General features: G+C 67.0%; 6 protein-coding genes. 5 read left to right on the top strand and 1 reads right to left on the bottom strand.

Annotated elements, in window-relative coordinates; genetic code table 11:
• The first annotated feature begins 99 nt into the window (after positions 1-99).
• From LG047_RS14935 to LG047_RS14920, 4 genes are all read left to right on the top strand, one after another.
• The gene (locus tag LG047_RS14935) at positions 100-981 is read left to right on the top strand and encodes a transporter substrate-binding domain-containing protein (protein WP_227967545.1); all 882 of its coding nucleotides are present in this window, start codon (positions 100-102) and stop codon (positions 979-981) included.
• A gap of 145 nt (positions 982-1,126) precedes the next feature.
• Positions 1,127-2,074 (top strand): right-handed parallel beta-helix repeat-containing protein, encoded by a 948-nt coding sequence (locus LG047_RS14930; protein ID WP_227967544.1) that lies wholly within the window; start codon positions 1,127-1,129, stop codon positions 2,072-2,074.
• 49 nt (positions 2,075-2,123) lie between these two features.
• Positions 2,124-3,059 carry a hypothetical protein gene (locus LG047_RS14925; protein WP_227967543.1) on the top strand — a complete coding sequence of 312 codons (936 nt, stop codon included), beginning with the start codon at positions 2,124-2,126 and terminating at the stop codon, positions 3,057-3,059.
• An 82-nt stretch (positions 3,060-3,141) separates the two neighbouring features.
• Complete coding sequence (locus tag LG047_RS14920) at positions 3,142-4,062, top strand: hypothetical protein (RefSeq protein ID WP_227967542.1); 921 nt, start codon at positions 3,142-3,144, stop codon at positions 4,060-4,062.
• A gap of 15 nt (positions 4,063-4,077) precedes the next feature.
• On the opposite strand, the gene LG047_RS14915 is transcribed toward LG047_RS14920, so the two are convergent.
• Complete coding sequence (locus LG047_RS14915; RefSeq protein WP_227967541.1) at positions 4,078-4,497, bottom strand: Hpt domain-containing protein; 420 nt, start codon at positions 4,495-4,497, stop codon at positions 4,078-4,080.
• Positions 4,498-4,779: 282 nt separating this feature from the next.
• Between LG047_RS14915 and LG047_RS14910 the strand changes: the two genes are divergently transcribed.
• Positions 4,780-12,312, top strand: a complete 7,533-nt coding sequence (locus tag LG047_RS14910) for an apolipoprotein acyltransferase (protein WP_227967540.1) — start codon at positions 4,780-4,782, stop codon at positions 12,310-12,312.
• Positions 12,313-12,387: the final 75 nt, after the last annotated feature.

The raw sequence follows: 12,387 nt of genomic DNA, 5'->3' as shown, positions 1-12,387 counted from the left end.
ATAAGACGCTGCGGTAGCAGTCTGTAGACGACTATCCTCCGCGAGCTTTGCCTTGGCAATGAATTTATACGGATTATCAACAGGGGGCCGGGAGCGGGCGTGAAAGGACTTCCCATGAGCGTCGTCGCCGCGTGGCGAGGGCTTCGCCGCCCTGCATTATTCGGAGGGCTGGCGCTTCTTCCCTTTCTGGCGGGCGCGACGGCCGGGGAGACGCCGGCCACCGCGCCCCCGTCCTTCTGGGACTCCAATCGCACCCTCGAAAAGCCGGATCTCTCCGGCGTTCGCCAGATCCGGTTTCTGACGGAAGACGACTTCCCGCCCTTCAACTTCCTGTCGGCCGACGGCCAGGTGGCGGGCTTCAACGTGGACCTTGCGCGCGCGATCTGCGCGGAGCTCGACGTCCCCTGCACCATCCAGCGGCGCAGCTGGGAGCTGTTGATCCCGTCGCTCGATGACAACAGCGGCGATGCGATCATCGCCTCGCTCGCCATCAATTATGAGACGCGCAAGCAGGTCGACTTCACCGCCCCCTATTTTCTCACGCCCGGGCGCTTCGCCATGCGCACGGACACGACGCTGAAATCGGCCTCCCCCGACGCGATCGGCGACCGGCCGGTGGCGGTCGTCGGCGGCTCGCGTCATGAAGCTTTCCTCAAGGCCTTCTACCCGAAAGCGACGCTCGTTCCCTTCGAGACGCCCGCGCTGGCGCGCAACGCGCTGAAGGCCGGACGCGTGCAGGCGCATTTCGGCGACGCCGTCACCCTCTCCTACTGGCTCAATGGCGCGGAGGCTGGCGGCTGCTGCGAATTCCGGGACGGGCCCTTCACAGATCCCCGCTTTTTCGGGGAGGGCGTCGGCATCGCGGTGAAGAAGGGAAACAATCAGTTGCGCCGCGCGCTGGACTATGCGCTGGCGAAGCTCGCCCGGCGCGGCGTTTTCGGCGAAATTTATCTAAAGTATTTCCCGGTCGGGCCTTTCTGACGCCGCGCGGGACGGCGGCGTCGCCCGGCGTTAAGCAAATGTAAAAACTCCGCCATCGAATGTGTTTCAAATTGTAGCGCTCAAGCCTGATGCGGCGTAAATTCGTCGCATCAGGCTTATGCAAACGCATTTTCAGGAGCGCGCTATGATATTCCGCCCCGCTTTCGTCGCCCTCGCCGCCATCTCCAGCCTGGGCGTCGCCGCCACGCCGGCCCTTGCGCTGTCGCCGCGCGTTTTCGTCTCAGGCAAGGGCGCCAACGCAGCCGGATGCGGGACGACGGCGCCCTGCCGCACTTTCCAATACGCCCTTGCGATGGTGTCGGCCGGCGGCGAGATCGTCGTGATGGACTCCGGCGATTACGGCCCCGTGCGGATCACCAAATCGGTGAGCATCGTCAATGACAGCGGCGGCGTCGCTGGGATCACGCAGACGGGCGCGGGCGCGGCGATCGACGTCGCGGCGGGCGTCGCCGACAAGATCGTCCTGCGCGGCCTCACAGTCGACGGCGCCGGCGCCGCCGCCTATGGCCTACGTGTGACGAGCGCGGCGAGCGTCGATGTGACGGACTGCGCTTTCAGAAACTTCCGCGCCGATGGAATCCACGTCAACGTCACCGGCGGGCCCTTGTCCTTCTCGCTGTCGAAGGTCGACGCCTCCGACAACCGCGCGAGCGGCATGTTCGTCACCGGCGCCTACAAGATCACCGGCAGGATTGCCGACAGCAACTTCGATCGCAACGGGATCAACGGCTTTTACGCGCTGAACTATCAGGCCGCCGCCGTCGCCGGGCTGATGACGCAGGTGGCGATCTCGGGCGGCGAAGCCCATGGCAACGCCTTCGGCTACCGCGCGGAAAGCACGGTTTCGACGAGCCCCGTGCATCTCACGCTCGACGACGTCACCGCCTCGAAAAATTCCACCGCCGGCGTCTCCAGCGTCGGCAATATTCTCGAAACGCGAATTATGAAATCGGTCATCGCCTACAACCGGGTCGGCGCGAGGGGCGTAAAGCTTACCTCCGCGAAAAACAACGTCTTCTCGGGAAATACGACCGATCTGGCCGGCGCCCTCGGCGCCGCGCCGGCGTTCTGACTCGCCCCGCGCCGCGATAACGATCGAACCGATTTTCACGAGGTCTCACATGCGTTTCCAACGCCTGGCCGCGCTCGCGGCCGTCTCGACGCTCGCCGCATCTCCCGCCTTCGCTCTCTCGCCACAGGTCTTCGTGTCCGGAAAGGGCGCCGACGGCGCCGGCTGTGGAACGACCGCCGCGCCCTGCCGCACCTTTCAATACGCCCACGACTCGGCGGTGACGCCGGGCGGCATGATTGCGGTGATGGATTCCGGCGACTATGGGCCGGTGCGGATCACCAAATCGGTGAGCATCGTCAACAACGGCGCCGGCGTCGCGGCGATCGGCCCCAACGCGCAACTTTCGTCGATCGAAGTCGCCGCCGGCGCGGACGGCAAGGTTGTTTTGCGCGGCCTGACCGTGGACGGCGGAAAGACCGGATTTCTGGGATTGCGTATCGTCAGCGCCCGGGCGCTGGACGTGTCGAAATGCGGTTTCCGGAATTTTCTCGGATCGGGCATGGCGTATGAGGGAGGGTCGGACATGTCCTTCCGCATCGCGGACTCGGAGTTTTCCGATAACGTCAACAGCGGGATACAGTTCGCCTCGATGAACGAGCCGAACATCGACGGCGTGATCCGGAACAGCCGCTTCAACCGCAATGGCGCCGGCTTCCTGGGCGCCGTCTTTTATTCGCCCTTCGGCAGCAACCGGACTTTCCGCGTCGTGGTGAAAGACGTCGAAGTCAATGGCGGACGAGCGGGTTTCGAACTGACCAACCCGTCGCCAAACACATCGCTCACTCTCACGGGCGCAACCATCGGCGGGGCCTCGCGCGCGGCGCTCATGGCCAGTTTCTCCGCGCCCCAGATACGTCTTTCGCGCTCTGTCCTGATCAATAATCTCAACCCTTGGGAAGGCGGCGAAGGCGTCACATCGTCCGGCGACAATCAGGTGATGCTGAGCGCGACGACGCTCCCCGCGCCGATCATTCCGATGAAATAGGGCGGCCCCGCCCGCTCCTGCTTCGAGGCGGCGCGCGGCCCCCTCCACAATCGATATTCATGAATTTTCTGGAGGTCACGACATGAAGTTCCGCTCGTTTCTGACCACTGTGGCGACTTTCTCCGCCCTCGCGGCGAATCCTGCCTTCGCATTGTCGCCGCAGGTCTTCGTCTCCGGAAAGGGCGCCGATCGCGCCGGCTGCGGAACAACAACGGCGCCCTGTCGCAGCTTTCAATACGCGCACGACGCGGCGGTGACGGCCGGCGGCATGATCGCAGTCATGGATTCGGGCGACTACGGCCCGGTGAAAATCACCAAATCCGTCAGCATCATCAACAACGGCGCCGGCGTCGCGGCGATCAGCGCCGCTTCCGCGAGGACCGCGATCGAGATCGACATTCCCTCATCGGGCCGGGTCGTGCTGCGCGGCCTGACGGTCGACGGCGGCAAGACACAGGACTGGGGCCTGCGGGTTCCAAACGCCGCCACGCTCGAAATATCGAAATGCGTTTTCCGGAACTTCAATCAGTCCGGCATCGCCCTCGCCGGATTCACGCCGCTGTCTTTTACCATCGCCGACACGGAGTCCTCCGACAATCTCCGGTACGGGCTCGAAGCCACCGGTCCGGTCTCCATCGACGGCGTGATCAGGAACAGCCGCTTCAACCGAAACGGTACGGGAATTTCCGCGGGGCCGAGCTACCGCTCCATCGATCCGGGCGTGCGGCTTGTCGTCAAAGGCGTCGAAGTTAACGGCGCCAATACGGGTTTCGCCATGTGGGGTTATGACCCGACCCGTGATGTCTCGACGCTCGCGGGCGTCAGCATCTCCAATACCTCGACCGCGCTTTTAGCCTCCCTGTCCGGCGCGCTCAGCGTCTCACGGTCGACCTTCGTAAACAACAATGAGGTCGGCGGCTTCGGGCTGGTAACGTCTTCGGGCGACAATCAGGCGTCCTTGTACAGTGTCGGGCCGACCATGACTGTGGTTCCGATGAAATAGCGCCGGGAGCGGCGCTCACGCCTTCTCGAAAAGCGCCGCAATCTCGGCACGCACGGTCCCTATCGCCGCCGCGAGCCGCTCCTGCAACGCGTCCGCGCAGGGGTCTCCGCTGCGCAGCGACGACTCATAGGCCTCGGCCGCCGCGCCCAGGCCGAAGGCGCCGACGGCCCGGGCCGAGCCCTTCAGCGTATGGGCGAGATCGGCGCGCCAGCCGCTTTCCCCGGCGCCGCAAGGCGCGGCGAGACGGGCGGCGAACTGCTCCGCCTGACGGTCGAAAAGCGTCAGCAACTCGGTCTCCAGCGCATGGTCGCCGAAGGTCTGACGGGAGAGATGGACGAGGTCGAGAACCGGCTCCTCCGCCGCGGGAGCGCTCCCGGACAGGCGCTCGGGCGCCGGTCCACAGGAAAAAGACTCGGCCAAAGCGGAATTAACCATAATGCGGCTCCCTTTGTTGTCGCGCCAAGCCTGCTGTCTGGAAAATCGTTGCGCTTACAAGGCTATAGATAGACAGAGCCTTATTCGCGGGCAAGGCTGGCGAGGCGCCATTGCGAAGCCTCGCGCGCATTTCTGAAGGCCGCGTTAACGAAGTTTCGGATTACGCCAGAGCCACATGTTTCAATTACATGTGATGGGCTGTAAACTTTGGTTAATCTTTTGTGTGCGCGCCCCCGCGGCGCGATGCGGAGCGGCGCATGTTTTCCGCTCGGAGTATTGAAGATGGCGAAATCGGGCAAGATCCAGGATGCGGCGTCGGCCGCTCTGTCGGCGATCGAGGAGGCGCTCGATCTCGGCGCTCCTCCCGCCGCGGAGGGCCAGAGCGCCGAGCCCGAAACGAAACCGGCCGACCCGCCGCCAGCCGCCGGCGCAGCGAAGCCAGCGCCCGAAAATCCAGGTCCGAAGCCACAGCAGCCGCTCGTCGCTCCGTCGGTCGCGCCGGCGAACGACGACCGTCGCACCGTCGGCGAATTGCGGGCGGCGCTCCAGATTCCGCCCAACCGCACGATCATGGCGATGACCTTCGCCTCGATCGCGCTCTGGGCCGTCTGCTGGACGCTTTACGTCTATTTCCATCAGGGCGAGATTCTCGACGCCGACGGCTCGCTCCTCGCGCCGAAGCCCGTTCTGACGCTCGCGGCGCTCGTCGCGCCGATCGTCTTCCTTTTCATCACCGGCCTCATGGCGCGCCGCGCGCATGAGATGCGGCTCATCGCCAATTCGATGACCGAGGTGGCGATCCGGCTCATCGAGCCGGAGACAATCGCGACCGAGCAGGTCGTGTCGCTCTCGCAGGCCATCCGGCGCGAGGCGGCGTCGATGGGCGACGGCATCGAGCGCGCGCTGGCGCGCGCCGGCGAACTCGAAGTGATCGTCCGCACGGAGGTGACGAATCTCGAGCGCTCCTACACCGAAAACGAGCGCCGCATCCGTCTTCTCATCGACGAACTCACGCGCGAGCGCGAGGCGATCGTGGTCAACGCCGACAACGCCCGCACCGCGCTTTTCGGCGCGCGCGACGCGCTGTCCCAGGAGCTCGCCGCGACCTCGGTCCATCTCGCCGAGACAGTGAGCGAGGCCGGCGCGCGCGTCACCTCGTCGCTGGGCTCGAAGGGCGAAGAGATCAAGCTCGCCCTCGAAAAGGCGGGCGACACATTCGAGGCGACGCTCTCCTCCCATGGCGAAAAAGTCATCGGCGTCCTGTCGCAGACCGGCGACGCAGTCGCGCAGAAGATCGCCGGCGCCAGCGACGACGTGACCCGCCGCTTCACCGAGGGCGTGCAGGAGGTCGGCAGCAAGCTGCAAACCGCCGGCGAGGCGCTGTCGGTGGATTTCGGCGTGCGCGGCGCGGGCATTCTCGAGCGTTTCGAGGAGCTCGGTTCGAGCTTCGCCCAGTCCATCGGCGACCAGGGCGATCGTCTCGTCGTTCGGCTCGCCGAGACGGGCGGCGTCATCCACGAAACCATCGCGACGCATGGCGGCGCTCTGGACAGATCTCTCGCGGAAACGACGGAGCGACTCGCAGCCCGTGTCGGCGAGCAGATCGAGAACGCCAAAGCGACATTCGAGAGCGCCGAGACGCGCATCACGGGTCTCATGGAGACCACGCATCGCAAGGCGCACGACGAATTCGAGCTGCGCGGGCAAGCGCTGCAGGACGCGCTGACGCGCAGCCTGAACCAGACATCCGCCGCGCTGGTCGAGCAGGTCGACGCGATGCAGGACCGTTTCGTCTCCGTGGCGAGCGAAGCCGTGTCGGCGATCGGCACGCACAGCGACCGCGTCAACGAGACGCTCGCCGACCGTCTGCAAAATTTCGAACGGCTGGTGCTCAATCGCGGCGAGGAAATCGCCGAGCGCGTCACCGAACGCGGCGGCCAGATCGAGGCGACGCTGTCCGAGCGCCTCGCCGCTTTCGAGGACGCCGTCGTGCGCAACAGCGCCGACGCCGCCATGCGCGTCGCCGAACATGGCGACCGCATTACCACCGCCCTGACCGAAGGCCTCGCCGCCTTCGAGGAGACCTTCGTCCGTCAGGGGGAGGAAGTCGCCGCCCGCGTCGTCGAGCATGGCGACCGCGCCGCGACCACCCTGTCCGAGCGCCTCGCCGCTTTCGAGGACGTCTTCACGCGCAAGAGCGAAGCCGTCGCATCGAGCGTCGCCGAACATGGCGACCGCGCAGCGGCGACAGTTTCGGCCCGTCTGGCGGACTTCGAGGAAACCATGGCGCGCCGCGGCGAGGAAGTCGCCGCCCGCGTCGTCGAGCATGGGGATCGCGCAGCGACGAAGGTGACTGAGCAGCTCGCCGCCTTCGAAAACACGGTGGCTGCGCATGGCGACGAACTCGCCGCGCGCGTCGTCGAGCATGGCGACCGCGCCGCCGCCTTCCTGACCGAGCATCTCGTCGCCTTCGAAGACTCCGTCACGCGCCAGACCGAGGAGGTCGCGACCCGCGTCGCGCAGCACGGCGAGCGGGCGACATCCGAATTGTCACGCCAGATTGCGGCCTTCGAGACGACCGTCGCGCGTCATGGCGACGACATCGCCGCCAAGGTCGCCGAACAGGGCGAGCGCGTGACGACCGTCCTGACGGATCGGCTCTCGGTTTTCGAGGACATTTTCACGCAGCGCGGACACGAAGTCGCCTCACGCGTTTCCGAACACGGCGATCGCGCCGCGACGAAGGTGGCGGAGCAGCTCGCCGCCTTTGAACAGACCGTCGCCGAACATGGCGACGAACTCGCCGCGCGGGTCTCCGAGCACAGCGAGCGCGCGACGACGGCCCTGAGCGAACAACTCGCCGCCTTCGAGCAGACCGTCGCGGCGCACAGCGACGAACTCGCCGCCCGCGTCTCCGAACATGGCGAACGCGCAACGACGACCCTGACCGAGCAACTCGCGGCCTTCGGGCAGTCCGTCGCCTCGCACGGCGACGAACTCGCCACGCGCCTCTCCGAACAGGGGGATCGCGCGGCGGCGGCGGTGACGGAAAAGCTCGCGGCGTTCGAACAGACGGTCGCGCAACGCAGCGACGAACTTGCCGCGCGCGTCAGCGAGCAGAGTGAACGCGCAACGACGACGCTGACGGAAAAGCTCGCCGCATTCGAACAGACGGTCACGCAGCGAAGCAATCAGGTCGCGGCCCGCGTCGCGCAGCAGGGCGAACGCGCGGCGACGACGCTGGGCGAAAAGCTCGCCGCGTTCGAGCAGACGGTCGTCGAGCGCAGCGACGCGATCGTGGCGCGCAGCGACGAGATTGCGACGCGCGTGAACGAGCATGGCGAGCGCGCGGCCACGACCATCACGGAGCAGCTCGCGGCCTTCGAGCAGCGGGTCGCAGCGCACAGCGACGAACTCGCCGCCCGCGTCGTCGAACATGGCGAGCGCGCAACGGCGACGCTTTCCGAGGGACTCGCCCTTTTCGAGGACTCGATTCTCGGCAAGAGCGAGGAAGTCGCAACGCGCGTCGCGCAGCAGGGCGAACAGGCCGCGACGACGCTTTCGCAGCGCATCGCGGCCTTCACGCAGGCGGTCGCGCGCCACAGCGGCGACGCCGCCAAACTGATTTCGACCAAGGGCGAGGAGGTCAACGCCGCCTTCGCACAGGGCCTCGCCGCCTTCGAGGACACTTTCGTCCGGCAGGGTGACGAAATCAGCAAGCGCGTCGTTGACCAAACGACCGTCACGGGCGAGGAGCTCACCGCGCGGCTCGCCGCCTTCGAGAGCGCCGTGCAGCGCGCCAATGAGGAAACGGCGGCCCGCGTGTCGGAGGAAGGCCGTCGCATGGCCGAGGCGCTGTCCAGCGGCGTCGGCTCCTTCGAGGACGCCGTGAAACGCCACAGCGAGAGCGTTTCCGCCGTCGTCTCCGAACATGCGAAGCGCGTCGACGATCTGCTCGACGAGCGCATGACCGCGCTGGAGACGGCCGGCATGCAAGTAGCCAAGACGATGGAGACGACGCGCGAGCGCGCGCTCCAGGAGTTCGAGGCGCATGGCGAGGCGCTGCGCGCCAATCTGCAGGAGAGCGTCGCGGCCGCAGCGGCGGCGCTCGCGGAAAATTCCGAGACGATGCACGATCGCTTCACGACGACGGCGACCGACGCCGTGCTCGCGATCGCCACTCAGGGCGAACGCCTCACGGAATTCCTCGGCGAGCGGCTCGCCGCCTTCGAGAACTCCATGCTCGAACAGGGCAAGGACGTCGTCGTGTCGCTGGCGGATCACGGCGAGCGCATCGCCACGACGCTCGGCCAGCAGCTGGGGCAGTTCGAGCGCGCGCTGCTGCGCGACGGCGGCGCCATCGCCGACCGCGTCGCGCAGCACGCGGCGCGACTGAGCGAGGATGTGGCCGAACGCCTCACGGTCGTCGAGGACGTGATCGGCGGCCACGGCGAGGAGCTCGTCCAGCGCATCGCCGCGCAGACACAGGACGCCGACGCGCGCATCAGCGCTCAGGCGCAGAAATTCGTGGCCTCGGTCGACGATCGCCTGAACGCGATCGACCAGACGCTGACGACGCAGGGCGGCGAGCTCGTCGGAAAACTTTCGGCGCAGGTCGATTATTTCTCGTCGCGCATCGGCGACAATTCCAAGCATTTCGCCGAGGAAATCGACGCCCGTCTCAGCGCGCTCGACGAGACGATGACGACGAAGGGCGGCGCGCTCGTCGACCGGATCTCCGCGCAGGCCGATCTCTACGCCTCGCGCATCGGCGACAACTCCAAACATTTCGCCGACGAAATCGATGCGCGCCTCAACGCGCTCGACGAGGTCATGACGAAACATGGCGGCGCGATCGTCGAACGGCTCGCGGCGCAAGCCAGCGACTACGCCGCTCGCGTCGGCCAGAGCTCGAAGCAGCTCGCGGCCGAAATCGAGGAGAAGGTCGGCGCGCTCGATCAGGCGATGACGACCCAGAGCGGCGCCCTCGTCGAAAAGCTCACGGCGCAGGCCGACGACTACGCCGCGCGCATTGGCGAAACGTCGAAACAGCTCGCGGAGCAAATCGACTCGAAGATGGGCGCCATCGATCAGGCCGTGACCACGCAGGGCGGCGCTCTCGTCAACCGGCTCGCCCAGCAGGTCAATCAGTTCGCGGCGCGCATCGGCGCGACCTCCAAGCAGCTCACCGAAGAGATCGACACGCGCCTCGGCGCCATCGATCAGGCGATGAGCACGCAGGGCGGCGCCCTCGTCGACCGGATCGCGACGCAGGTCGATCAGGTCGTCGGCCGCATCGGCGACAACTCCAAGCATTTCGCCAGCGAGATCGACGCGAAGCTCGAAACGATCGACCAGGCGATCTCGGTGCGCGGCGGCAAGCTCGTCAGCGAACTCGACGCGACCACCGTCGCGGCCTTCTCGCGACTGGGCGAGCAGGCTGAGAAGCTCTCGAGCGACGTCAGCGCCAAGCTCGACGCGATCGACCGGACGATTGGCGCGAAGGGCGGCGAGCTCGTCGAAAAACTCGGCGCCCGCGCGGCGGACATCGCCGCAACCATGTCGAGCAAGATCGAGACCTTCGAGAGCGTCAGCGAGACGCGCACGAAGGAGGCGGCCGATCGCATCGAGGCGCTCGTGAAGCACATGGACGCGGGGCTCGGCGCCGGCGGCCAGAAGCTGCAGGAGTCGCTCGCGAAGCATGCGCTGGACGTCGCCCGCGTGATGGGCGACGGCGGCCGCGAGATCGTCGGCTCGCTCGACGCGAAACTGAAGGACGTCGACTCCGTTCTTCTCTCGCGCTCCAGTGAACTGGCGCAGACGCTCGCCGCCAAGGCGACCGAAATCAACGACACGCTCGGCGGCCGCGCGAAGGAGCTGGAGAACACGCTCGACGGCCGCATCGAACTCTTCGAGAAGAACGTCGTCGACCGTCTCGGCGCGGTCTCGACGGAGATCGACCAGCGCGGCCGTCAGGTCATCGAGACGATCGGCGCGCGGCTCGAGGACATCAACCAGACGCTTGCCGGCGCCCGCCGCGAACTCGATGCGACGCTCCATGCGCGCACCGGCGATCTGGGCAAGACCCTCACCGAACGCGTCATGGAAATCAGCGGCGCGCTCGACGAGCGCCTCACGCAGATCCAGGGCGCGCTCGACGAGAGGCTGGAAAACATCAAGAGCACCCTCGGCGAACGCGGCGGCGACGTGACGCGCGAACTGACGAGCGTCGGCGAACTCGTCGCCAAGGCGATCGAAAGCCGCGGCGCGGCGATCGTCCGCCACCTTGGCGACAAGCGCGAAGAGCTGACGCAGGCGCTCGACCAGTCGCGCGAGGCGCTCTCGCAAACGCTCGACGCCGGCGCCCAGTCGTCGATCAGCGCGCTCATCGCGATGAACGACAAGATCCGTTCGGAGCTGCCGCCGGTGCTCGACAAGCTCGGCCAGACGAACACCTCGCTGCAGGCCATCATCGACAAGACCGGCGGCAATCTCGTCAATCTGGAGCGCGAACTCGGCAAGCGTCTGTCGGAGTTCAACGAGGCGATCAACGACGTCTCGGGACAGGTGCAGCAGCTCAGCGCCGTATCCGGCGGCACGATGCGCGACGCCCATGTCATCGTCGACGCGCTGGAGGAGCGCCAGCAGGCGCTGACCCAGAGCGCGCAGAAGCTCGCCGAGAGCCAGAAGGCGCTCGACGCAGCCTTCGACGAGCGCCAGCGTTCGCTGGGGGAGCTGGTCTCCATGCTCGACGGCAAGCGCGCGGAATTCGAGCGCGGCATGTCGGGTTTCTCGGAGATGATGGAGGAAGCCTTCCACGCCATCGAGGCGCGCTCGCGCGACATTGGCGGCGTGCTGACCGAGACGACGCAGCAAACCGCCCATATCGTCGAGGAGCGCTTCGCGCAGGTCCGCGAGGCGGCGGAGGGCGAGCGCCAGCAGACCGCCGAAGCGATGCAGGCCGCTTTCGCGCAGGCCAATTCGGAGATGTCGCGCCTCTTCAGCGAGGCGACGGCGAAATTCCAGGCCGCGGCCTCGGAAATCCGTGGCCTGTCGCGTGAAATCCATCGCGAGATCGAGGAGACCCGCGAGGAAGTGCGCCGCGGCGCGACCGAGCTGCCGCGCGAGACAGCCGAACAGGCCGCCGCGCTGCGCCGCGTCGTCGGCGATCAGGTGAAGGCGCTCAACGAACTCACCGACATCGTCGCGCGTTCGGGCCGCGTCTACGACATCGCCGAGCAGGCGCCGCCCGTCGCCCCGCGCCGCACCTTCGAGGCCGCGCCGCGCGTGGAGCCGCCGAAGCCGCGCGTCGCGCCGCCGCCATCGCCCGCGCCGGTTCAGCGCGCGAGCGAGCCGCAGCGCGACGCGCAGGGCGGCTGGCTGAGCGACCTGCTGGCGCGCGCCTCGCGCGAGGAGGCGCCGGCCTCTCAGGCCGCCCCGCAAGCGCCGGCCCGGCCCGCGCGCCAGCCCAACGCGGGCGCGCTCGACGATCTGACGCTCGACATCGCCCGCATGGTCGACGGCCCCGCCGTCACGGAGCTGTGGCGGCGCTACCAGCGCGGCGAAAAGGGCGGACTCTTCGGCCGCCGCCTTTACACCGCGCAAGGTCATCAGACCTTCGAGGAAATCCGCCGCCGCTATCGCGTCGACCCGGAATTCCGCGCCACGGTCGATCACTACATCCGGCATTTCGAGGATCTGCTCGTCGAGACGAGCCGCGGCGACCGCGACGGGACGAAGGCGCTGGATCTGCTGACGGGAGACGCCGGCAAGGTGTTCACCATGCTCGGCCACGCCGCGGGCCGTTTCGACTGAGCCTGACGCCCGGTGTCGACAAAAAACGGAAGAGGCCGTCTCGATCGAGACGGCCTCTGCGATTCGCAGGCGAAA

It is taken from the genome of Methylocystis sp. WRRC1 (assembly GCF_020733155.1).
GTDB lineage: Bacteria > Pseudomonadota > Alphaproteobacteria > Rhizobiales > Beijerinckiaceae > Methylocystis.
This window is presented reverse-complemented; position numbering and strand designations above follow the sequence as displayed.